The following is a 24870-nucleotide window of genomic DNA, read 5'->3' as shown; positions in this document are numbered from 1 at the left end:
AGGATACCCCCCTATCCGTCCTATTGTTACTCATATAACCGCGTTCTTTCTCTTGATCCTTTGGGGAATGTTCAATTCTGCCCCCGCAATCGCTAAAGATCAGCTTAATATCGCGTTGCAAATGGAACCACCTTCACTGGATTCCACGGCAGGCGCTTCCGCGGTTATTGATGACGTCAGCTACGGGACTATTTTTGAAGGCTTGGTTCGGCTTTCAACCGATGGACACCCCGAAGCATGGCTGACCAAAAACTGGACAATCAATAAAGACGGTAAAGAATATCTTTTTAATCTTCGGCAGGATGTCAGCTTTTCTGATGGACAGCCTTTTAATGCCGCCGCCGCCGGGTTTAGCCTGAACCGCGCAAGGGCAGAAAATTCGGCCAATGTTCAGCAAGAAGCTCTGTCTATTATTGAAAAGATAGAAACCCCCTCGCCTTTCCAGCTTCGTATTACCTTAAAAAAGGCAGACAGCTTTTTTCTGACCTTATTGTCGTTGCCTGATTGCGTTATGGTTTCGCCAAAATCGGCCAATCATCTTGCGGTTTCACCCATTGGCACAGGGGCTTTCCGTTTTCATGAATGGCAACATGGAAACCGTATTCAACTGCTCGCGCGCTCTGATTACTGGGGAAAGAAACCCTCCATCGCGGCCTTGAATTTCTTTTTTATATCAGATCCCTTGGCGGCTTATGCAGCGGTAAAGACAGGTCAGGTTGACTTTTTTCCAGATTTCCCTTCATCGGAAAATCTAAAAGAGCTGGCGCATGACCCGCATTTCAAAGTTTCGAGTTTTCCTAGCGAAGGCGAGGTCATTCTTGCCTTTAATCAGAATGTACCGCTGTTTCAAAATCGCCTTTTACGGCAGGCGATTTCGCTAGCAATTAATCGCCCAGCCCTCATTGACGGCGTTCTTTATGGATATGGCCGCATCATCAGCAGCCATTTTCCGCCGCAAAACCCTGATCATCTCGATCTGACCTCAGTTTATCGCTGTGACCCAATAAAAGCGAAAGACTTGTTAAAACAGGCCGGATATCCCAACGGATTAAACCTTGTCATTGATTTGCCACCGTCCCGCTATGCGTTGCTTTCGGGGCAGTTAATCGCCGATCAATTAGGCAAAATCGGCATTCATCTTACACTTCGCCAAATAGAATGGGCGACATGGCTCGACCGTGTTTATAAAAAACATGATTTCCAGCTAACCGTTATCAATCATGCTGAACCATTTGATTACCGAATTTACGACAAAAACGGCTATTATTTCGGTTATCATAAAACCGAATTTCATACCCTTTTAGATCAACTTGATCAGGAAAGTGACCCGTTTCAAAGACATCAAAAACTGCAATCTCTTCAAAAAATCTTAACCTATGACGCGGCAAATGTTTTCTTATTCCAATATCCTCATCTTGCTGTCTCCAATGCTGATTTGGCCGGATTATGGCGCGGTAGCCCGACACAGGCTTTTGACCTGACATCTGCTTATTTTACCCATAGCTATGGCACAACCTCGCATTCGGTATCTTATAATAGCTCGATAACCACACATCTTGGGTTATGGTTGGTTGCCACTTTTTTACTGCTCTTTTTTGCGATTACCCTGCATTTCCACCTATTAACGCCATCTGCATTTTTGAAAAAAATCGGGCTATTTCTATTGGCCTTATGGATAGCCAGCGTCATTATTTTCGGATTGCTGTCTGTTCTGCCGGGAGATCCCGCCGAATATATGATGGGATTACAGGCTAGCCCCCGTGCATTGGCGGCAGTGCAGGCTGAATTTGGCCTCGATAAACCCGCCTATATGCGTTACGCGAACTGGCTTTTCCACAGCCTGCAAGGTGATTTCGGAACAAGCTTCAGCTACCATATTCCGGCCAGTGATTTGATCAGGGAAGCTTTAAACATTTCCCTTCCCCTTGTGCTGGTTTCTTTCCTTTTTGCGGCTGTCGGTGGTTTTCTTTTTGGGCTTGCTATTGTGTTATTGCGCTATCGTTCTTTACGAGGCTTTCTTGTTATCTTGACCCGTATAGGCCTTTCTTTACCGGGCTTTTGGATAGCTATTTTATTGCTTTATGCGGCACTTCATTTCCATTGGCCTTTGGCCGTGGATCATAACGTCTCCATTTTCACCTTACTAGGCCAACCGGCGTTCTACTGGCCGGTTATCGCCTTGTCTTTGCCGCAGGCAACATGGCTCGCCCGTGCCTTTAGTCAGCAATTGCAGGCCATTGAACAAGAAGATTTCATCATGGCGGCACGGGCGCGGGGATTATCCCGTTCGCAAGCCATCATCCATCATGCTATTCGCCATGCTTTGCCTTCGTTATTGCCCTTGTTGGCGCTTTCCCTACCTGCCATGCTTACTGGCACCGTCATTGTTGAAAATATTTTTTATTTACCCGGATTAGGTCGTCTTCTTTTGCAGGCTATTGCCGCCCGTGATCTTGTTTTGATACAGGCTATTGCCCTTCTGATTGCAACTGTGACCTTGTTTACCCGCTTTATCAGCAATCTTTTGCATCACGCCATTGATCCACGGTTAAAATAGAATGATATCCAATTTCCGCTCTTTGCCTATCTTGCTGCGCTTGGGTCTACTTGGCCTTATTCTGTTTTTATCGGTATCGATAGGCGGCTACCTTCTTTATGGCCTTGTTCCACCCATTACCTTGGCCGAGCGTTTACAGGCGCCTTCATGGCATCATTTTTTTGGCACAGATGCTTTTGGTCGCGATGTTTTAAAAGAAGTGGTCATTGCTGCTGCTTGTTCCAGCCTAATTGTTTTTCCTGCGGTGGGGTTAGGCTTTATAATCGGCGTCCCTATCGGGCTGATTGCCGCCGTCCGTCGTGACGGATTAGGTGAAATGCTGATGCAGGCCAGTGATATCCTTTTTGCCTTTCCGGCCTTGATTGCGGCCTTACTCTTGCAATTACTATGTGGTTCCGGTGGGCAAAATGTTATGCTGGCTATTGCCGTTTATGCCATTCCGGTTTTTGCCCGTGTGGCTTGCAATCATGGCACAAGTATTGCCTCTTTTGATTTTATCGCCGCCGCCCAATTATCGGGCAAAGGACGCATTGCTATCGCCTTTCAACATATTTTCCCCAATATCACGGTGCCGTTACTAACACAGGCCAGCAGTCAATGTGGCTTTGCCTTTATCGCGGAAGCGGCGCTTTCCTATATCGGCATCGGCATTCAGCCTCCCGTTCCGTCTTTGGGTCGCATGTTGCTAGAAGCCCAAAATCTGCTGAATATTGCGCCATGGCTCGCTATATGGCCGGGGATTATGCTTTTTTGGATTATATCTTCCTGCCAGATGATTGGCGAAGGTCTTATCCGTTATCAGGCACAAAATAGATTATGACATTTTTGGCCATCGAACATCTGTCCGTTAAAGCAAAAGATCGCTTTTTGTTAAAGGATATCGGCTTTCGCATCGGACGCGGTGAAATCGTCGGAATAATCGGGGAATCCGGTTCTGGGAAATCTACCCTTGCCCGCAGCATTTTACGACTGTTACCAGAAAATCTTACTTTATCCGGTGCGCTTCGTATTGGAAAAACCGATTTAATGCAGCTTTCCGAAAAGCAGATGAATGACTGGCGCGGTCAAAAAATTGCCTTTATCGGACAGGATTCTTTGCGTTTTCTTGATCCAATGAAAAGTATTGGCAACCACCTTCAGGAAAGCATTAAAGACAAGTCTGATCAGACAGCTTCCCGTGTTGCAGAAGCCTTGCGGCAGGTCGGGCTGACACCGGATATGGCGAAACGTTATCCGCATCAACTTTCTGGCGGACAACGACAACGGGCAGCCATTGCAGTCGCTCTCGCGTCAAAGCCCAGCTTATTGATTGCAGATGAGCCAAGCTCTGCCCTCGACATGCTCACTGAAGCCCAGATTATGGCGATCTTCAAACGGGCAACCGAAAATCGTGAAACCGCCATTTTACTCATCAGCCATAATCCAGCCTTGGCCGTTCATATGGCGGAACGTATCGTGGTTTTAAAAGATGGCGAGCTTGTTTCAAAAATGGCGAGCCAGCGCTGGTGGTCAAATCCACAAGATTGCTATAGCCAAGACATCATCCAATCCTATCACCAGCTGAATGCTGCTCCTTATTCTGAAACAGAAACTGCTGACCATAGGCCGATATCTGCACCGTTATTAACCCTTCGCAATCTGTCTTATCAGGAGAAAGACAATAATCTGTTGGGTGATATCAACCTCCAGATAAAAGCCGGAGAAAAAGTTGCTATTATCGGAGAGTCTGGAGCCGGAAAGTCGACTTTACTCAAATTGATATCTGGCCTTTTACCAGCGTCTTCAGGCGAAATTCTATGGCAAGATCAGGCTATTTCTTTTGAAAAAAAACAAGATCGTCTTGCCCTTTACCAAAAAATGCAGATGGTTTTCCAAGATCCGACCAGCAGCCTTGATCCGACTTGGACAGTAGAAAAAACGGTTACAGAACCACTGAATCTTTACCAAAAGAAAACCACTTTATCGCCGGAAATGCGCTTTAATATGCTTCAAAGCGCCCTTGAAAAGGCGGCTTTGCCGTCCGATATCACAAAACGCTATCCGGCAACCCTGTCTGGTGGACAATGTCAACGGGTGGCGATCGCCCGCGCCCTCGTCAATGAACCCGAACTATTGTTATTGGACGAAGCCTTTTCGGCTTTGGATAGTCGCAATCGGGTGGAAATCGGAAAAAGTCTGATAGCTCTGTCTGAACAAGAGAATCTGGCCTGTTTATTGGTAACGCATGATCTTACTTTTGCCCGTTTTTTTGCAACCCGAATGGTGATTCTCTATAAGGGGCGTGTTATAGAAAACGAAAGCACCAAATCTATTTTCACCAAGCCAAAGCATGATTATACGCAAAGGCTGATCAAAATATGGCAGGAAAATTATAATCTCTAAGGCCTAAAAAGAGTTAAGGCTTTTTAAAAAACTATCGATTATAACCGACCTCCGCCTTTTTAAATCAGGGATGACCAAACAGTTATGAAAGCAACGATCGAACGCGCGACTTTATTGAAAAGTCTTAGCCATGTTCAATCGGTAGTCGAGCGGCGCAACACTATTCCGATTTTATCGAATGTTCTGATTGAAGCTGCCTCCAATGGTTGTGTAAAGCTGATGGCTACCGATCTCGATTTGCAGGTCGTAGAAACGCTGTCCGCCGAAGTCGACACCCCCGGTGAAACGACAGTGTCAGCACATATGCTGTTTGAAATTGTGCGTAAACTGCCTGATGGCTCACAGATCCAGTTGAGTGCCGCCGATGGCAAAATGCTGATTGTTGCTGGTCGTTCGCGTTTCAGTTTGTCCACCCTGCCCCGTGATGATTTTCCGGTTATCAATGAAAGCGAATTACCTACCCATTTCGCTTTACCAACGGAAAGCCTGAAACAAATTATTGATAAAACCCGTTTTGCCATCTCTGTCGATGAAACGCGTTATTATCTGAATGGTATTTTCCTTCATGTGTTGAAAAACGGTGAAGGTGTTATGAAGGCAGCCGCAACGGACGGTCACCGTCTCGCTTGCGTTACCGTTTCTTGCCCTGCCGGTGCCGAAGATATGCCGGATGTGATCATCCCGCGTAAATGCGTCGTCGAATTGCGAAAATTGTTGGATGAATGCGAAGAAGAAATTAAAATTTCTCTTTCTGCCAGCAAGATATGCTTTGATCTGGGACATGCCATTCTGACTTCAAAGCTTATTGATGGCACCTTCCCCGATTATACGCGGGTTATCCCGACCGCTAACGACAAATTATTAAAGGTCAATCCCAAGGCTTTGATGCAGGGTGTTGATCGTGTGGCAACCATCGCCAGCGAAAAAACCCGTGCGGTTAAAATGACGATTGAACCGGGTAAAATCTCTCTTTCCGTAACCAGCCCTGAAAATGGTATGGCCACCGAAGAAGTTCCCGGTGAATATGATGCCGATCATTTGGATATCGGCTTTAATGCCCGCTATTTGCTGGATATTCTTGGACAGATTGAAAATGATGTCGCCGAAATTCATCTGGCTGAATCGGCTGCCCCAACCCTGATACGAGATTCCGATCAGTCGGCAGCTCTTTATGTTTTGATGCCGATGCGCGTCTGATTTGAACTTTTCATCAGATTTAAAAAAAGCCGCCCCAAAACGGGCGGCTTTTTTATTTATTCTTTGGTTATTACAGGCGGGCGCGAATGCCGCCGTAAAATGTCCGACCTAAAGTGCCATAACGATAGGCGGTTTCATAATATTTGTCGGTCAGATTTTCGACGCGGCCAAATACGGTCAGATGTTTTGAAACCGGCATTTCCAGTCGCAAATCATAAAGGGTATAACCCCGATTCATATGCGGATTCATGCTGTATTCGCTATGCACCGTATCCCATGATTTCGATGCCCAACGGACAGCAATACCGGTCACAAGACCGAATTTCCAATGATAATCAGCCGATCCATTGGCGGTGTTTTTAGGCCGTCTGGGTAATTGATAGCCATAATCCACACCATCCGAACGGTCTTTAACCGAAGTCCAAGTGTAGTTACCATTCAAAGAAACGCGTTTGATATCAAGGCTGGCATTGACTTCAACGCCGTGTGCCGTGCTGCGGTTGATATTGTCATAATAACCATAGCGGGGCGTGTTGGTATTCGGCACATAACAAATGGCAGGTAACTCGCCGGAATAAGGGCAGCTCAGATAAGCGATCAGGTTAGTGGACGTTCTCTGGAAATAATCCGCACCAATCGTCAAATGCTTATCAAAAAAACGCTGCTGGAAACCGGCATCCCAACCATGTGATTTTTCCGGTTTCAGATTCTGGTTACCGTATTCACTATAGATTTGATAAAGCGAAGGGGCATTGAACCCTTCCCCATAATGCGCCCGAAAGACGGTATTATCGTTATTAAACGCCCAAACACCACCGCCAGAGAATAGAACATTGCCGCCGAATTTCGAATGATGGTCATAACGGACACCACCATCGACCGAGAAGCCTTTGATAATCTTCCCTTTTATCTGTCCATAAACGCTGTTGATATCAATTCTTCCACGGGTATCGGAACCACCATAGGCAGGCGAAGAACTTTTCATACCGCTCCGCTCATTTTCATAACCGAAAACGAGATCCCAGTTTTTGACCAAGGCCAAGCTGCCCTGATATTCAAAACGTCTGGTATGACCATTCCCTAAGAAAGTATCGGTATTATACGGTTCGAAAGACGGGCTGATATCGTTTCTTTTGGTCTGGGTATAACTGTAGCCAAAACGATTCCGTAACCGATTATCGAATAACGCAACATTCAAACCGGCATAGCCCATCCATTGCTCTTTATTTTCATAATCAGAGGTGTCTGGCGTGCCATAGCTGCTATCAAGATCGGTCATCGCCTTAGAGTAATAACCTCTCAAATCGACCGACACTTCATCAATAAGCTTAATATTGACTCGACCCGTGGCGGAACGGTTATGATAACCATCCTGTTCATGGCCGCCATAACGCGGGCTGATTGTGGAAATACCTTTAGTATAAAAATTATTACCCGCCAAACGCCATGTAATCCGGTCAGTTTTGCCCCCGATAGCGGCACGGGCATTGATGGTGCTATGTGAACCCATTTCGAGGTCAACACTGCCCCCTAAAGGCTTTGTCGGCATCGCGGTCACGATATTGACCACACCACCGATTGCCTGACTGCCCCATAAAATAGACTGGGAACCACGCAAAACTTCAATACGTGAAGTATCCCCCGTCATCAAAGTCCCGAAATCATAGCCATTATTGGTTGATGAGGCATCGGTCATTCTGACCCCATCAATAACCATCATCGTCTGACCAGATTCCGCACCACGGATAAAGACAGAAGTTGCCGTTCCATAGCCACCATTTCTAGCGACCGTTACACCCGGTGTTCTGACCAAAATATCGGAAATTGCCATACCCTGACTGTGATCAATGGCGGCTTTATCCAAGACCGTTACTTGGGAAGAAACCTGATCGGCTTTTTCTGGTGTTCTGGACGCAGTCACCACCAAAGAAGGTTGGTTGCTGCTGGCAATCGCCAAAGCGTCGGCATCCGGATCAGAGGCGTTGATATTTTGCGTCTTATCCTGTGCTTTTTCGGAATTTTGTTTTCCAGAAAGCTTTTTGTCGTTTTTATGGTTTATTTTGCCTGCATCATGATGATGGTCATTTTCTTTTGCCAAAACAGGCTGAAATGCCGCTAAACTCGTCGTTGTTAAAGCTAAAGTCGATAAAAGAAATAATCGAGCCATTGATCCCCCCTCTATTAGTCACAGCCAGACACCCCCACAGACCAATATGGCCTGAAGGTCACAATTTATCGCCCGTGCGAGGAAGAAATTACCTCGTTCGATCAGAATCCCCTGTCCGATCGTGGAACGATTACATAGGGTCGGTCTCCTGGCTCACAGCATAGAAATGGCCGCCTTCCCAGATTGCATTATCCAGTGGCTTTCGGCGTTTCGACTGTTTACAGTTGCAGGGGCAGCAAAGGCCTTACACCTTATTCCCTTTTCCCTTCCTTGGAAGGGAACCCTATGCAAAAGAACCCCCGTAGTCGGAAAGGACGAGAGAGGTCAATCAATCTTGTTGGAATCGTTATTTTCTTCTTTTGACCGAGGAAATAGGGACACTATACGCCGTCCTTTGCATAGGCTGGCATGGCTTTTTCTCTTTTTTGGCCTCTTTTTATCGCCGCTGCGAAGCGAAAATTTAAAACGCCCCTCTCGTGTTGTGTCGCTCAATTTATGCGCAGACGAGCTATTGGTAGCCTTGGCCGATCATTCCCAGATCACCGCTTTAACGCGCTATGCCCGCGATCCCGATATGTCTTTAATCGCCAAAGAAGCGCAATCGCTCCCCTTTGCTTATGGCAGCGCTGAAGAGTTGCTGCGCCTTCATCCTGATCTCGTTATCACCAGCAGCTATAGCCATGCTGAATATTTGCCTTTGCTGAGAGATCGTAAGGTCAAGATTATCGACCTCCCCTTGGCCAACAGCGTAGATGATATCATCGCCCAGATTCGGGTTGTCGCTTTGGCCGTTGGTTATCCAGAAAGGGGCGAAAAAAAAATCAGGGAAATGCAGGCGGCACTTGCGCATTTACCGGCACCTGCCGGACAGGGGCGATCCGCTGCTTATTACCAGCGCCAAGGTTATCTGAGTGGCACAGGCAGTCTGGTTGATGATATGATGACAAGAGCAGGTTTAAAAAATCTAGCAACACGCCTCAATAAAGGCGCTTTATCGCGTCTTTCTCTCGAAGAAATCGTTACATATCGTCCCGATTTTTTAATTATGGGACAAAAAGCTAATCCTTCGCAGGATATGGGTAGCCTGATGTTACAGCATCCCTTTTTAACAAAGGCCATCCCCGAGGCACATCGGCTGTTTATCCCTGCCCCGCTTACGCTCTGTGGCAGTATTCATTATCCCGAAGCCATCAAAATTTTGGATAAAGAATTGGAAACAATTGATAACGCCCAGCGTTAATTCAACAAATCTGTTTTTGAAAACGGATAAACAGGCCGATTGAAAAAAATTCAGAGATATCTGATTTTTATCCCGAAATAACGTAAAGCCTGATTGCCCTTTAAAGACATGGGCATTTTATAAGAAATGTGGAGAGTTTCTGATGAACACTTCTACGCAAAAACCAACTCATTTTGACCAGATATCCATCAACGGTATTGATAAACCAGCTACGCGTGTTGCGCTCGGCACATGGGCTATTGGTGGCTGGATGTGGGGCGGAACGGATGATGACGCCTCGGTAAAGACTATTCATCGCGCCATTGATCTCGGCATCAATATTATTGATACCGCCCCTGCTTATGGCCGTGGCCATGCCGAAGAAATCGTCGGTAAAGCTATCAAGGGACAGCGCGATAAACTTATTATTGCGACCAAAGTCGGCCTTGATTGGACTTTGACGCCAGATCAGTCGATGCGCCGTAACAGTTCAGCCAGCCGCATCAAAAAAGAAATCGAAGATTCCTTGCGCCGCCTTGGCACCGATTATATCGACCTTTATCAGGTACATTGGCCAGACCCGTTGGTTTCGATCGAAGAAACCGCATCGACACTGGAAGACCTTAGAAAAGAAGGTAAAATCCGGTCAATCGGTGTCTCCAACTATTCCGCTCAACAGATGGATGAGTTCAAGAAATATGCCGAACTGGCTGTTTCGCAATCACCCTATAACTTGTTCGAACGCGAAATAGACAAAGACATCCTGCCCTATGCCAAGAAAAACGATCTGGTCGTTTTGGGCTATGGCGCACTCTGCCGTGGTTTGCTTTCTGGTAAGATGACGGCTGATCGTGCTTTTTCCGGTGATGATTTACGGAAAACAGACCCGAAATTCCAGAAGCCGCGCTTTGAACATTATCTGGCTGCGGTGGAAGAATTAAAAACGCTCGCCAAAGAACATTACAACAAGTCTGTGCTGGCTTTGGCTATTCGCTGGATGCTGGAACAAGGTCCTACTTTGGCACTTTGGGGCGCTCGCAAGCCGGAACAGATTGATGGTATTGATGAAGTTTTCGGTTGGCAGATTTCTGCCGAAGATCTGAAAACGATCGATGCTATTCTGGCTAAAAACATCCCCAATCCGGTCGGTGCAGAATTTATGGCACCTCCGCCCCGCGATAAGTAAGCCTGAATATAAAAGGAGCCGTCACTGTCGCAAGACAGGGCGGCTTTTTTGCGTCTGCTATAAAAAAACTGGAGCGGGCGAAGGGAATCGAACCCTCCTAGCTAGCTTGGAAGGCTAGTGCATTACCACTATGCTACGCCCGCTTTATGCCAGAGGCCACTTCCTTACCTATTTCTTTTGAAACAGGCAAGAGGGATTTTAAAGTAATCGGCGGCTTTCATTGATTTGCCAAAGAACCAAAGCCGGAACACCAATGGAAATATCACGCGCTCTTTTCAGAAGGGATAAAGCGATCATTTCCGCCCCCGTTAAACCAAAAAGTGGTGCCATCAAAATATAAGCGCCCTCTTGTAAGCCGATTGCTCCCGGCACGATAAAGGCAGCACTTCGAAGGGCAAAAATAAGGCTTTCGATCGTCAAAACGGCGGTCAAAGAAACCTGCACGCCCATAAATTTTAAGGCGACCCATGCACTGGAAGCCCCAATAACCCAAGCCAACATATTAAAAACAAAAGAAGCCAGAAGTTTTACCGGCTGACGATAAATCTCGGTCATTTTATTCGAGACATCACGAATGTTATCACCAGCACCAGGGACAATTTTTTCAGCCAAACTGCCTGCAACATTCAAAATAGGGCGCTGGAAAAGAATAAATAAGAGCAATATCGCGACGATAACCCCTAATCCAGCATAGGATAAAGGCTGTATCGACATCGCCTTTCCACCACCGAAATAGTAAAGAGAAATCGTTCCTACCCCAAACAGGGTAAAAATAAGCTGCGACGCCATTTCTGCTGTCATATCAACAATCATCGACGCATAGACCAATTGGAAAGGCAGACCTGCTCCAGTCAGGGTTCTCGCGCCTAGGATAATACCACCAATTTGTGAAAAAGGCAGAATTTCACTAGCTGCTTCTCTGATTGTCCGCCCCCATGCAAATAAAGGCATTTTTTTCAAAGGCTGATTGGGCGTAACCGAAAACCATGCGGCTCCCAAAAGAAGCAACACAATAACCGAAAAGAAACAGAAAAGAAGAAAGCCTTCCACCCCGATACTCGCCACCGAGGCAAAGATATTATGAAAACCGATCCGGCGCATAAAATAAAGAGCCAGAACGAAACCGATCAGACTTGCTGCCAGAATTACAATACGGCTCCATGGTTTATCTTTATTTTTACCGGTCATTGGTCGCCATACTATTATTAAAAGAGCCGCTTAAGATTTTAAGCGGCTTGTGGGACAAACCCGAGATTATAAAGAAGGCTCTATTCCATAGAGAGGCCAAAATCGCAAGTTTCATTGACAAAAAAGCAGGCCTTTTAACCTTTGTAAAAGACCTGCCCTTTATTTTGAATTTTTATCAATGATGCTTGAAGCTGTTATTTCCCGAGAAAATCCGAAAAATTACCAAGCTCGATTTTCTGCTCTTTCAAAGCTTTTTTGACGGCTTCATCCGTCAAAGCATGCCATTCTTCAATGGATTCATATCCCTTGGCGTGGCCTTCATATTCATCGCTCACGGCTGGATGAACATAAATTTCGCTAAGCCCTTCTGGCAAATGCTCGATCAAGCCTAACATTCTATGGGGGTTCATATGTCCCGTCCATGCGATACCAAAAGTCTGGTCAGGGACAAGAAGCCCAGCATGAACTGAACGCTTCCGAATACCATAAGCCCAAGGCATTGCGACATAATCGGGCAAATGGCGGGAAACAGGTTCAACTTCGGCCAGAACATTAATCGGTTCAACCGGCGCCCGCATCGCTTTTAAGCCATAACGGCGACCAATAGCCAGAATAAGGCTGGAAATCGTCGGATGAAGATGAAAATGCTTATGGGCATTCACATGATCCAGCTTAAGACCGGTTGCCGCAAACGCACTGAATTGGGCATTGATTTCACGCACCAATTGCCGCCGGACACCAGGGCGGAAAAAGATATCAACTCCGGCTCTGACCATATTGCGGCGGAACATACCATCACGATCAACCAGATCAGGTATTTCATCAGGTGGCAGAACCGGACGGCCTTCGACCAGAACCAAATGGAGACCAACCCCCAAATTGGGCAATCGTCTTGCCCGTTCGACCGCATCAAGGACAGCCGGAGCCCCCACCATCAGACTAGCCGCCGTCAACACGCCATCGATATGCGCCTTTTCCACTGCCTCATTAACAACGGTAGCAGCCCCAAAATCATCAGCGGTGACGATCAGCTTTTTCACTTCATTACTCCGTTTTTAACAGGCTTCTTTCCGTTCCCGCAGGAATTGGAAGAATTCAACACCTTCACGCAACCGGCGTTTCATCATATCAAAGTCACGAACCATTTCGTTAACAATTGAGAAGACTTTTCCGGGGCGGAAGTAAAAGCGCTTATAGAAAGTCTCAACTGAACGGAAGATTTCTTCATGACTTAAATGCGGATAGCTCAAAGGTGCTATCTGGACACCATGGTCATCTACTAATTCAGCATGGGACTGATCAAGCCAGCCATTTTCGATGGCCTGTTTATAAAGCAGGGTTCCCGGATAAGGCGCGGCCAAAGAAACCTGAATGGTATGCGGATTGATTTCACATGCCCATTTGATGGTCTGTTCGATCGTTTCGCGCGTTTCGCCCGGCAAGCCAAGGATGAAAGTGCCATGGATAGCAATACCCAGATCATGACAATCACGGGTAAATTTCTCGGCCGTTTCGACCCGCATCCCTTTTTTGATGTTATGCAGGATCTGCTGGTTACCGGATTCATAGCCGACCAATAACAAACGAAGCCCGTTATCCTTAAGGATTTTCAGGGTATCATAAGGCACATTGGCTTTGGCATTACATGACCATGTAACCCCTAATTTACCCAATTCGCGGGCGATGGCTTCGGCACGAGGACGATCATCGGTAAAGGTATCATCATCAAAGAAGAATTCTTTTACCTGAGGGAAGGTCTTCAGTGCGTATTTGATTTCTTCAATCACATGCTCGACGCTGCGGGTTCTATATTTATGCCCACCGACCGTCTGCGGCCACAGGCAGAAGCTGCAATGTGATTTACAGCCACGACCAGTATAGATCGAGATGTAAGGATGCTTCAAATAGCCAATAAAGTATTTTTCGATTTCAAGATCGCGCTTGTAAATCGGGGTAACAAAAGGCAGCTCGTCCATATTCTGAAGCAAAGGACGATCGGCATTATGAACGATTTCGCCTTTGTCATCGATATAGCTCAAGCCGAGAATATCTGACCATTCTTTGCCATCGGCAACATCTTTGATCGTAAAGTCAAATTCATTGCGAGCAACAAAGTCCACAATGCCCTTGGCATCTTTCAGACTTTTATCAGCTTCGACTGCAACCTTTGCACCGATAAAACCAATTTTCATCGACGGATTGACTTTTTTCAGCGCTGCTGCCGTTTTGACATCGGAAGCAAAGCTTGGAACCGAAGTATGCAAAATCGCCAGATCATAATCGGGCGCGATCGCCAGAACTTCCGGCAACTTCGTACCATGCGGCGGAGCATCAATCAGTTTTGAATCTTTAATAAGAGCTGCAGGCTGTGCGAGCCAGGTCGGATACCAGAAGCTCTTGATTTCACGGCGAGCCTGATAGCGGGAACCTGCCCCACCATCAAAACCGTCAAAAGACGGTGCCTGCAGAAAAAGCGTACGCATCATTATAAAAAGGACTCCTATTTGCGCGAAATGCGTCCGTCAGAATGCAACGTAAGTTCCATTCCCTGCCAATCAACAGAAGAGATAAAGAAGGTCGATAAAAATATTCCGAAAGAGAGTAAATCACGAAAAGGGAGCTGTAATAACGCTTCCCAACGTGAAACTCCAGTCACCCTATTTATACGCAACCCCAATAACCAACGGGAAGCCAAAGCAAGGCAAAGAACAGGCCAACTTAGCCATTCATTTGTCAGCATCAGCCCGACAAAGGCCAAAGGCACCGGATAAGTGACCGCACTTCCAAAAAAGCCGACCGGATCAATATCCCTAATTGTCGCTGACCAACGCAATTCATGCCGAACAAGCGATAAAAAACTCGTTTCTGTGCAGCTATGCGTTAAAATAACCGGTATTACTTCAACCTTTAATCCTAAAGCCCTGACTTTTGCACCCAAAACATAATCATCTGCAAGAATATTGGCGAGGCTGCTAAATCCGCCAATCGCTTCTAACGTGTCACGCTTTATGGCAATCGTTGAACCCATACAAGGATTTGCTTTCCGAAGGGCGACACCAACCATAACAGATGGCAAAAAATTATAATCAATATTTGAGGCCGAAAGCTGCGACCAAAAACCGTTATCGCCTCGACCATGATAAAGGCAGGTAACCGCCCCGACATCCTCTTTTTCAAGAGCATGAACAACCTGACGGATATAACAATCAGGCACGCTCATATCACTATCGCTGATAATCAAAATATCATGGCCGATATGCGCCGTAATATTGATTAAATTCGATATTTTGGCATTAGTGCCGTGGCTTTTGGTATCAACAATCAAACGGACAGCCGTCTGGTTGCTTTTTGAAGCCATTTCCCGAACCATCTTACCGGCGGGATCATCCGGATGTTGGATGCCACATAGCATCTCATATTCAGCCGGATAATCCTGTTCCAGAAAGCTTGAAAGATTTTCGACCAAGGCTGGTTCATCGCCATGCAAAGGTTTGACCAAAGAAACCGATGGCCATTCTTTTCTCGCAATGGTCTCTTTCTTTTGCCAACACAGCACAACGATCGCGGCCAGAGTGGTATAACCTACACCTGCTAGCGCCATAAGTAGCGCCAGACTACCTATGATGATCAAAAGGACATGCAGGATGGTTATCATTTTTTAATCCTGATCATGAACCGGTCTTATGCCTTTCTGGCCTTTATTCTTTATAAAATTGATTGTGCAGTCTTAAAAAGCGCGCTGTCTTAAAAAGAATCGACATATTTATCCAGAACATCCAGATAAGCCGACACTGTTTGATCCGGAAGAAATGACCCGAGAAAACTGTTTCTGGCAATCTCGATGAAATCATCGGCCTTGAGGTCGCAATATTTGGCTAATGCTTTATAATTATCATTCACATAACCGCCAAAATAGGCCGGATCGTCCGAGTTTATAGTGACCCGCAGACCATGGCGCAACAGGTAGGGTAAAGGATGATTTCGAAGGTCAGGAACTACCTGTAATTTCTGATTAGAAAGCGGACACATCGTCAACGCCATGGCGGAACGAGCCGCTTTGGTCAGAAGTAAATGGTCTTCGGTAATCCGGTTGCCATGGTCTATCCGGTCAATACCCAGAATATCCAAAGCTTCCTTGATATAAGACGCAGCGCCCTCTTCACCGGCATGGGCAACCAGTTTTAAACCTTTTTTACGGGCTTCCGCAAAAACATGCCGGAATTTGGAAGGTGGATTACCCACTTCGGAAGAATCCAAGCCGACACCAGTAATTTTATCGAGGAAAGGCTCGGCCATCCGCAAAGTCGCAAAAGCAGATTCTTCATCAAGATGGCGCAAAAAGCACATAATCAGCTGAACCGACATCCCTAATTCGGACTCAGCCTTGGCAATACCGGCCAGCAAACCATTCATCACGACATTAAAAGGAATGCCGCGATCTGTATGGGTCTGGGGATCGAAAAAGATTTCAGTATGAACAACATTGTCGCGATGTGCCCGATAAAAATAAGCCATCGCGAGATCACAAAAATCTTCTTCTGTTCTAAGAACATTGGCGCCTTGATAATAAATATCAAGAAATTCTTGCAAGTTGTTGAATTTGTAAGCTGATTTAACCGATTCAATGTCTTTGAATGGCAAGGTAATGTTATTACGCTTGGCCAATTCAAACATCAGCTCCGGTTCAAGGCTTCCCTCGATATGCAGATGCAATTCTGCCTTGGGTAAACCTTCTATAAATTTTATAAGATTATTCATTCAACATACTCAAATTTAATAAAAAATATTTAGCCCTCAAGATGCCGGTATGTGATCACGATAACGGTTCCAATGAGTCGATATCTCACTAACAACCTTGTTTCCGACCAGAAAAGCGGCATCCAAAGCCGACTGCATCCCAGAAAGCTCACTGCCTTCATGGGCAAGGCTTGCTGCCGCATTTTCGCCTGCGGGCTGAATGGTATAATTGGCCGCTGTTCGCAGCATCATGACCCGATTAGAATCAGCTCGCCCTTCTTTGGCTAAAACAGAAATGGCTCTGGCAATACCACTATCTTCCATGCCCGTCATAACAAAGCGTCCTGAGCCATCCGTCCAATAGGATACCCATTTTTCAATATGACTGTTGGCTAAAACGCCATGCCAAAATACCTGCCCTGTTGCCTCATCGCCTTTGACAATTTCAGGTGGTTGCAGTGCCGCTTTGTAAGCAGGATATCCTGATCTTATTTTCTGCAAGGTAGGATTATCAGCTAATTTAATCTGTGCGGTCTGCTGATATGCCCAGTTTTGCAAGCCTTTATTTAATAGAAAGACATTATGAGTATTGTCAGGACGGGGCGATTGGTAAGGACGTTCTCTATCCCACGGCACCCAGCCGGTTGGCCAATCGGACGGTATCTCTCTTGAATCCAGCATATAGCCGAAATCGCTATCGACCACATTACCGATCCAAGCCGCCGACCCAATGCTAGTGGCATTTGGATTAACACCCGCGATCGCAGCTACCAACCAATAGGCATGAGATAAATCAAAACGGTCATCATGTCCCAAAGCCATGACCGAAGTTGCCGCCTGCCCTGTGCCCATGCCGGTATTGATCGCTAATACACCGGTTTTGGGATCATAACGCAAATTTCTGGGTGCGGCTGGAAAGGCTATTTTTTCAGGTAAAATATTCGCCCAAGCCTGAAATTCACCGGCTTTATCGCCCTGATCTTCACCGATTTCAAAAGCGGTCAGAACCACAACCCTAACAGGCATTTTTGAATGGATTTCATGAGCAATGGCTTGTTGACTATTTTGAGTGCCAAAATTGAAAAATAAAGCACTCGCACCCAGCAAAACTGCCGCTATTTTTTTATACCGATGTATCTTTATCATCCCGCTACCCTCTCGCCAGATAAATGAAACGACCAATAAACAAAGCGGCCAGCAGGCATAAAAGCCAATCGTCCTTTTTGATTTTACCTTTAGCTATTTTCAACGCGGTATAGGCAATCATTCCGAATGCCAGACCATTGGCAATGGAAAAGCTCAAAGGAATAATGATCAGCGTCAAAAAGCAAGGTAGCGCTTCTTCTATATTATTCCATTCTATTTCGGTTAACGGCGCCATCATTAATGCCCCGACCAGAATAAGTGCCGGTGCCGTCGCACCGATAGGAATAATTTGGGCATAAGGGGCAACCCACAACATGCACAAAAATAATAACCCGACAACAACGGCCGTCAGTCCACTTCGACCGCCAGCCTGCACCCCTGCAGCACTTTCAATATAAGAAGTCACTGTCGAGGTGCCGGAAACGGCACCGACTAATGTCGCGATCGCATCGGTCAAAAGCATCCGGTTCAAATTAGGGATAGTACCATCTTTATCCATTAAACCGGCGCGTTTTGTTACAGCAACCAAGGTGCCGATATTGTCAAACAAATCGACGAATAACAGGATAAACAGGATCTCGATAATAGCAGAGCCGAAATTATGACCACGGAACAAAGCCCCCTTAATATCAAGGGCAAAGGCCGTTTTTCCGAGCATCGCAGGGCTATAATCACTCGCTGAAAAATGAACAAAACCCGATAAAAGACCCAAAACCGTAACAGCCAAAATGCCGATCAGGATAGCACCGCGAACCCGATATGCCATTAAAGCCGCGGTCAGAATAAGTCCCGTTATCGCAAATAAAGTCTGGCTGCTGCCAAGAGAGCCTAACGTCACCAATGTCGAAGTATTAGCTTCGATAATTCCGGCATTTCTTAAGCCGATAAAGGCGATAAAAAAACCAATGCCGCCCGCCGTCGCTGCAAATAAAGAATGGGGTATTGCTTTAATGATCATTTGCCGGATACCGGCAAAAGTCAGAAGCAAGAAAATTGCACCCGATAAGAAAACACATCCCAAAGCCTGCTGCCATGGGATGCCCATCTGTCCAACAACCGTAAAGGCGAAATAGGCATTAAGCCCAAGCCCCGGTGCCAAAGCCAACGGTGTATTGGCGTAAAACCCCATAAGTAAGCTAGCAAATCCAGCCGCAAAACAGGTCGCAGCAGCAACCGCTGCATAAGGCATACCGGCTTGTGCCAGCAGGGTCGGATTGACCACAATAATATAAGCCATGGTTAAAAAGGTCGTCAGACCCGCCATGACTTCGGTGCGAATTGTTGTCCCGCGTTCTGTTAGCCTGAAATAGTGGTCAAGCCATTGTTGCATGATATCCCCCATTTCCGCCATTCGTTACATTATATTGCCAGCAACTGACAGGGTTTTGTCGCGCCGGATAAATATTTTTCAAAGGGGATGTAAAAAGATTAGAAGAAGAGACGATATCCGTAACAGATACCCTTAACAAACCTTTGTAAAACAAAGATTCTTTTTCGATTGTCATAGCCTTTAAAAGACTTTTTGCTATCGTTTTTGACATAATTCAGGACACCAACAAACCAGCAAGTGTGGCGCTCATTAAATTAGCCAGCATCGCAGCAACCAAGGCACGACCACCCAATCGGGCGATAACAGGACGCTGATGCGGAACAATACCACCGGTTACTGCCATCTGAATGGCGATGGATGAAATATTGGCAAAACCACAAAGCGCGAAGGTAACGATAGCCATCGTATGAGGTGATAAACCCGATGTTATTTGGCCAAAATGAATATAGGCAATAAACTCGTTCAGAATGACTTTTTCGCCCATCAAGCCACCAGCGGTTCCTGCTTCTGACCAAGGCACACCGACTAACCACATGACAGGGCGGAAAGCCGCACCGATCAAGCTTTGAAAGGTTAAATCTGGCCATCCAAACCAGCTGCCGACCATCGAACAAAATCCATTCGCCATAGCCACCAAAGCAACAAAAGCCATCACCATCGCCCCAACGGCGACCGCCAACTTAACACCTTGTTGTGCACCTTCAGCTGCGGCCATAATGATATTGGCCGATTTTTTCTGATGGGGGGCTATTTTTTCTTCAAATGCGGCACTTTCTGTCAGATCTGGCATCATGATTTTTGCCATCATAATACCGGCGGGTGCCGCCATCAGATTGGCAGTCAACAGGTAATCAAGACGAATACCCATTTGGGCATAAGCGGCCAGCAACGTACCCGCGATACCGCTCATGCCGGTTACCATAATCGTAAACAGTCGTTCTGGTGGCAATTCCCCTAAATAGGGTCCAACGACCAAGGGAGATTCACTCTGCCCGACAAAAATATTGGTTGCGCAATTGATGGCTTCAACCCGACCGATCTGGGTCAGCTTTTCAATCGCACCGCCAATCCAGCGCACCAGAAACTGCATCATACCCAAATGGTAAAGAATAGAAATCAGGGAAGAAAAAAAGATCAGAACCGGCAAAGCCTGCATGGCAAAATTATGCCCCAATGGGGATGTTGCCAAAGGACCAAAAAGGAAAGCCGACCCAGCAGACGCATATCCTATGAAATTATTCACGAAGCGCGCTAATGCCGCCATCATATTTTGCCCGAAAGGGACATAAAGAATAAGAATGGCGATCACGATCTGCGTAATAAAAGCGCCACAGACCTGTCGTATTTTGATTTTGCGACGGTTTGAAGATAGCCCGAAAGCAATCAAAATAAGGCATAGCGCTCCCGCTATGCCGGTTAGTCGTTCTGTAAAAATAACCCCTACCCCTTTAAATGACCTGCCTTCGCTTATCCTTATACGAAGGCAGGTCTATTCGGGAAGACCGTTATTTCTGCTTTTTCTTGGGCGCTGGCGCGAGCCAGATCACAGAAGAAGCAACAATAAAGACAATCGTGCTGATAAAGAAAATATGGGTGGTCGAAAGCGCATAAGACTGTGTATCGACCAAGGCATCGAAAAATGCCCTTGCCTTAACCGTATTTCGCCCGCCCATTTGCAAAAGTGGCAAGACCACATTCGGGGTAGGAATGACGTTGGCCAGCTCATTATGCATGACGCGGGCATAATCTTCCCAAACCGTCGTTGACCATGATGTACCGATAGCGCCGGCCAATGTTCTTAAAAAGTTCATGAGACCGGCCGCCGATGTCGTTTCTTCTGGCAAAACCGAAGAAAGCGCCAAGGTCGTTAACGGCACAAAGAAAAACGGCATCCCGATCCCTTGCAGGAATTGCGGAACCGCAAATATCCAATAACTGCTATTGGTATCCCATAGCGTTCTGAGCGCTGTACAGCCGCCCAGCCACAAAATACCAAAGCTGACGAGAATACGCGGATCAACTTTGCCACTTAGTTTGGCAACAATCGGTGAGAAAAAGACGGCCAAAATACCGGACATAGCGGTCACAAGACCAGAATCCGTCGCGGTATAGCCCATCACACGCTGCAGCCATTGCGGAATAATAACCGCCGAGGCGAAAAACACCCCGAAACTGAATGAGAGCGATAGAACACTAATTGTGAAACCACGATGTCTGAAAATCTTGAGATCAACAATCGGTTCTTTTTCAGTCAACTCCCAGATGACGAAGACCGTAAAACCGATCGCCGCCACAACCAGAAGCGTGACAATCATGCTGCTGCTCAACCAGTCATGGTCATGACCCAAATCAAGCGCGATCTGGAGGCAGGCAATCCATGTCACCATGATAGCCAAGCCGCCCTTATCAATATATTCCTTGAATGTGCGGGTTTCGATACCACGCAACAGTGCAAAGACACCTACAGCGCAGATAACCCCGATCGGAATATTGATATAGAAAATCCACGGCCACGACCAGTTATCGCTGAGCCAACCGCCCATGATAGGCCCGATAATCGGAGCGGTAATGGTCGTCATTGCCCAAATACCCATAGCCTGCGCATGTTGTTCTTTTTTGAACACACGCAACAAGAGCGTTTGCGTAATCGGCATCAAAGGACCACCAAAAAAGCCCTGCAGACAACGGAAAATCAGCAAAACGAGCAAACTATGCGAAAAACCGCATAGGCAAGAGAAGGTTGTAAAACCGAGAATTGAAATAAAGAATAAAAGCACGGTACCAAAGCGGCGGGAAAGCCAGCCGGTCAATGGCACACAGATAGCTTCGGCCACCGCATAAGAGGTAATAACCCAAGTGCCTTGGGAGTTGGAAACCGCGAGGTCTCCGGCAATATGCGGCACCGACACATTGGCGATGGTCGTATCAAGCACGACCATAAAATTGGTCATCGCCAAAATAATACAGGCTATTGCCTGTTTGGAGCCAGATAAAAGACCTTCAGCAGAAGCGGGTGCCCGCCGGTCTCCCGGTGGGCCAAAAGAAAATCCCGCAAAAAAGTCATGCAGTTGATGACTAGTTTTTTGAAGAAAGGTCAATGTCAGCCTCCATCGACAAACCCACGCGCAGCGGATGGGCTCTCAATTCCTTGGGATCAAGGGCAATACGAACAGGCAAACGCTGAACAACTTTGATCCAGTTACCCGTCGCATTCTGGGCAGGGATAAGAGAGAAAGCAGCACCAGTACCACCAGAGAAACCAACGACATGGCCGTGATAAACGATATCACCCCCATAAAGATCTGATTTCACGGTTGCCGTCTGACCGACTTTCACTTTACCCAGCTGGGTTTCTTTGAAATTGGCATCAACATAAATTTGTTCAATCGGAACAATGGTCGCAATCGGCGTGCCGACATTGACACGCTGTCCAACCTGTACCTGACGCTGGGTAACAACACCCGCCATAGGCGCGCGAATTTCAAGACGGCTGTTATCCAAACGAGCCTGATCCAAATTGGCTTTGGCGGCACGAACCTGCGGATTGGTGCTGACCGTCGTGTTTTTGATCAAAGCCTGATTGGCTTCAAAATTACCGATAGCCTGTTCTTTGGCTGCATGTGCCTGATCAACAGCGGCATGACTTTGCAATAAAGCCGCCCGTGCTTTTTCCAAAGCATTGGAGACCGCTGTCATTTCATCCCGAGAAACAGCACCAGATTCGACTAAAGAATGGCGACGGTTATAATCGGTTTCTGCACGATGATAGGTTGACTGAGCAGCCAGATAATTGGCTTCGGCTTGTTCAACGCTAGCCTGCTGTGCCATCACGGCTTGAGAAAGCGCATCGCTGCTGGCAGATGTCTGGCCAAATCTTCTTTCTGCTGAGGCCATATCAGCTTCAGCTTTTGCCAAAGCGATGACTTGGTCATCCGGATTAAGGCGAACCAGCAAATCACCTTTTTGAACCTGCTGCGTATCCGAAACAAAAACCTGTGCGACCGGTCCTGAAACCAATGCCATAACCTGTGCTGATTCCGCATTGGTATAGGCATTGTCAGTGGTCGCATGACGCGAACCCACTAAAAAATACCAGATGGCATAGATTATTGCGATAACGATCAGACCGATGGCCAGATAACGAAGCCAACGTTTTCTGTTGGCTTTGTTAGTTTTATCCGGCTGGGAATCGGTATTTTCGGTAGCGTTTTCGTTTTCTTTATCCAATGACAGCTTGCTGTCACCCTGATCTGCGGCGGCCTGAACCGTGGGATTATGATCTGCCATAGTTGTCACTCACAAAAAAAGTTATGCTGCCGTAAAACCGCCACCCAAAGCCTGAATCAATGAGACATCAAGCTGGAAGGCTCTCGCCCGAAGATCGGCGACTGCTTTTCTTAGGGTCAGAACGTTTTCTTCCCCCTGTAAAACATCGATATAAGTCACGAGACCGCTTTTATATCGGTTGGCTGACACATTATAAGAAAGTTCGGCATGATTAAGCGCCTGAGCTGTTTGGTCAAGCTGCAGATTGAGCTGTTTTTGACTCGTCGCGGCATCAGCTACCTGTTGCAAAGCTTGTGACAATGTTTTGTCATAACTACCAACAGCTTCCTGATAGGTTGCCCATGCTTCGCGATACTGACCTGACAGGCTGCCCCCTCTAAAAATCGGGAGGTTAAGGGCGGCACTGGCGGCCCCCAAAGCCAAACCATGGGTCGCCATATGTTCTAAAGCCCGCGTCTGATATCCAACGATACCGTTAAGGCTGACATTGGGATAAAACTGGGTTTTAGCGACTTTGACCCGATAACCGGCGGCTTCCGCAGTCAAACGTGCGGCTACAATATCAGGCCGCCGTCCCAAAAGGTCTAATGCCGCGTTATCCGGTAAACCAACCGCCCGCAATTTAACGGATTGTGGCCGTTGAATTACCATACCACGATCAGGCCCTGCCCCCATAAGCGCTGCAATCTGATGTCGAGCAAGATCAATAGATTCTTGATTGGCGATCAAATCAGCTTGGGCATTGGCTTGTCTTGCGCTGGCATCTTGCATCACCGCATCATTATCAAGGCCATGTCCCAATCTCTGCTGGGTCAGCTTGACGATCTGGCTGCGCACTTCCAAACTACGTTGCAACACTTCCCGTTCTTCGAACAGGCGGGAAAGGTTGGCGTAGGCAGCAGCAATACCAGTCGTCAGCATCAAAGCCGCTTCGTGTGAATCGACTAAAGCCGCTTTAGATTCCGAGGTCGCTGCAGCCAATTTGGCGCGATACCCACCCCAGATATCCAGATTATAACGGATAGTCAGAAAAGACGAACCACCATCGCCCCAGTCTTTAAAGCTATCCCCCCCACCGGTTTCGCGCGCCATCTGCCGGATTTCCTGATCTTTCATCAGGTGCCCCGCACCGGTTCCGACAAAGCCGTTAATGGAAGGCAATAATCCAGCACCCGCAACTTGCTTGCTACCAGCCGCCGACAATACCCGTGCCTTGGCAATCGCCATATCAGGCGCTTTCGCTAAAGCTTCGGTCATCAGTTGGTCTAGTTGAGGGTCACCATATGACTTCCACCAACCTTCGCCTGGCCATGCCACTTCGTTACCTGCAAGGGATTGTGCCGTTGCATAATCATGTACGTCTTTTACTTTAGGCGCTTTCCCCAGTTTAGGAATTGAGGCACATCCTGTCAGCAATAGCGTTGCTACAGAAATACTGGTAATGAGTGGTCGTTTAAGATGCATAAATTTTTCC

Annotated in this window: 18 protein-coding genes, 1 tRNA gene and 1 riboswitch; of the genes, 6 read left to right on the top strand and 13 right to left on the bottom strand. The window is 46.9% G+C overall.

All coding sequences use genetic code 11. The features are described from left to right. The first annotated feature begins 67 nt into the window (after positions 1-67). The 4 genes from FBY58_RS04790 to dnaN all read left to right on the top strand — a co-directional run bounded on the left by FBY58_RS04790 (position 68) and on the right by dnaN (position 6136). Positions 68-2557 (top strand): ABC transporter substrate-binding protein, encoded by a 2490-nt coding sequence (locus tag FBY58_RS04790; protein WP_141919734.1) that lies wholly within the window; start codon positions 68-70, stop codon positions 2555-2557. Position 2558: 1 nt separating this feature from the next. Further along, positions 2559-3377, top strand: coding sequence for an ABC transporter permease (locus FBY58_RS04785; RefSeq protein ID WP_141919733.1), 819 nt, complete (start codon positions 2559-2561; stop codon positions 3375-3377). Continuing rightward, entirely contained in the window at positions 3374-4939 is a 1566-nt protein-coding gene (locus FBY58_RS04780) for an ABC transporter ATP-binding protein (protein ID WP_141919732.1), read from the top strand. Before FBY58_RS04785 ends, FBY58_RS04780 begins: the two co-directional genes overlap by 4 nt. Positions 4940-5023: 84 nt before the next feature. Further along, a complete protein-coding gene (gene dnaN / locus FBY58_RS04775) occupies positions 5024-6136 on the top strand; it encodes a DNA polymerase III subunit beta (protein WP_141919731.1) in 1113 nt (370 codons plus the stop codon). 70 nt (positions 6137-6206) lie between these two features. Here the strand turns inward: dnaN and FBY58_RS04770 are convergent, their stop codons facing one another. Continuing rightward, a complete protein-coding gene (locus FBY58_RS04770; RefSeq protein ID WP_141919730.1) occupies positions 6207-8303 on the bottom strand; it encodes a TonB-dependent siderophore receptor in 2097 nt (698 codons plus the stop codon). Between the two features lie 120 nt (positions 8304-8423). Beyond that, positions 8424-8604: riboswitch (cobalamin riboswitch) on the bottom strand. Between the two features lie 180 nt (positions 8605-8784). Between FBY58_RS04770 and FBY58_RS04765 the strand changes: the two genes are divergently transcribed. Next, on the top strand, positions 8785-9543 hold the full coding sequence (locus tag FBY58_RS04765; protein WP_260432112.1) for an ABC transporter substrate-binding protein: 759 nt from the start codon (positions 8785-8787) through the stop codon (positions 9541-9543). A 142-nt stretch (positions 9544-9685) separates the two neighbouring features. Continuing rightward, positions 9686-10708 (top strand): aldo/keto reductase, encoded by a 1023-nt coding sequence (locus FBY58_RS04760; RefSeq protein ID WP_141919728.1) that lies wholly within the window; start codon positions 9686-9688, stop codon positions 10706-10708. 69 nt (positions 10709-10777) lie between these two features. On the opposite strand, the gene FBY58_RS04755 is transcribed toward FBY58_RS04760, so the two are convergent. The 12 genes from FBY58_RS04755 to FBY58_RS04695 all read right to left on the bottom strand — a co-directional run bounded on the left by FBY58_RS04755 (position 10778) and on the right by FBY58_RS04695 (position 24860). Further along, positions 10778-10851: transfer RNA gene (locus FBY58_RS04755), tRNA-Gly, on the bottom strand. A gap of 55 nt (positions 10852-10906) precedes the next feature. Further along, a complete protein-coding gene (locus FBY58_RS04750) occupies positions 10907-11896 on the bottom strand; it encodes an HpnL family protein (protein ID WP_141919727.1) in 990 nt (329 codons plus the stop codon). 194 nt (positions 11897-12090) lie between these two features. Beyond that, on the bottom strand, positions 12091-12936 hold the full coding sequence (hpnK, locus tag FBY58_RS04745; RefSeq protein ID WP_141919726.1) for a hopanoid biosynthesis-associated protein HpnK: 846 nt from the start codon (positions 12934-12936) through the stop codon (positions 12091-12093). A gap of 15 nt (positions 12937-12951) precedes the next feature. Then, a complete protein-coding gene (hpnJ, locus tag FBY58_RS04740; protein ID WP_141919725.1) occupies positions 12952-14382 on the bottom strand; it encodes a hopanoid biosynthesis associated radical SAM protein HpnJ in 1431 nt (476 codons plus the stop codon). Between the two features lie 14 nt (positions 14383-14396). Beyond that, positions 14397-15551: a bacteriohopanetetrol glucosamine biosynthesis glycosyltransferase HpnI gene (gene hpnI, locus FBY58_RS04735; protein ID WP_141919724.1), complete on the bottom strand. Its 1155-nt coding sequence runs from the start codon at positions 15549-15551 to the stop codon at positions 14397-14399. Between the two features lie 89 nt (positions 15552-15640). Then, on the bottom strand, positions 15641-16654 hold the full coding sequence (locus FBY58_RS04730) for an adenosine deaminase (RefSeq protein WP_141919723.1): 1014 nt from the start codon (positions 16652-16654) through the stop codon (positions 15641-15643). A gap of 36 nt (positions 16655-16690) precedes the next feature. Next, positions 16691-17779: a purine nucleoside permease gene (locus FBY58_RS04725; RefSeq protein WP_260432111.1), complete on the bottom strand. Its 1089-nt coding sequence runs from the start codon at positions 17777-17779 to the stop codon at positions 16691-16693. A gap of 4 nt (positions 17780-17783) precedes the next feature. Next, the gene (locus FBY58_RS04720) at positions 17784-19109 is read right to left on the bottom strand and encodes an NCS2 family permease (RefSeq protein WP_141919722.1); all 1326 of its coding nucleotides are present in this window, start codon (positions 19107-19109) and stop codon (positions 17784-17786) included. Positions 19110-19323: 214 nt separating this feature from the next. After that, positions 19324-20520: a NupC/NupG family nucleoside CNT transporter gene (locus FBY58_RS04710; RefSeq protein ID WP_141919720.1), complete on the bottom strand. Its 1197-nt coding sequence runs from the start codon at positions 20518-20520 to the stop codon at positions 19324-19326. A gap of 94 nt (positions 20521-20614) precedes the next feature. Next, the gene (locus FBY58_RS04705) at positions 20615-22207 is read right to left on the bottom strand and encodes a DHA2 family efflux MFS transporter permease subunit (RefSeq protein WP_141919719.1); all 1593 of its coding nucleotides are present in this window, start codon (positions 22205-22207) and stop codon (positions 20615-20617) included. Beyond that, the gene (locus FBY58_RS04700) at positions 22185-23396 is read right to left on the bottom strand and encodes an HlyD family efflux transporter periplasmic adaptor subunit (protein ID WP_141919718.1); all 1212 of its coding nucleotides are present in this window, start codon (positions 23394-23396) and stop codon (positions 22185-22187) included. Before FBY58_RS04700 ends, FBY58_RS04705 begins: the two co-directional genes overlap by 23 nt. 21 nt (positions 23397-23417) lie before the next feature. Continuing rightward, the gene (locus FBY58_RS04695) at positions 23418-24860 is read right to left on the bottom strand and encodes an efflux transporter outer membrane subunit (protein WP_141919717.1); all 1443 of its coding nucleotides are present in this window, start codon (positions 24858-24860) and stop codon (positions 23418-23420) included. Positions 24861-24870 lie beyond the last annotated feature (10 nt).

It is taken from the genome of Zymomonas mobilis (genome assembly GCF_006715975.1).
Lineage (GTDB): Bacteria > Pseudomonadota > Alphaproteobacteria > Sphingomonadales > Sphingomonadaceae > Zymomonas > Zymomonas mobilis_B.
The sequence above is the reverse complement of the archived record's forward strand: the minus strand, read 5'-3'. Positions and strand labels throughout refer to the sequence as shown.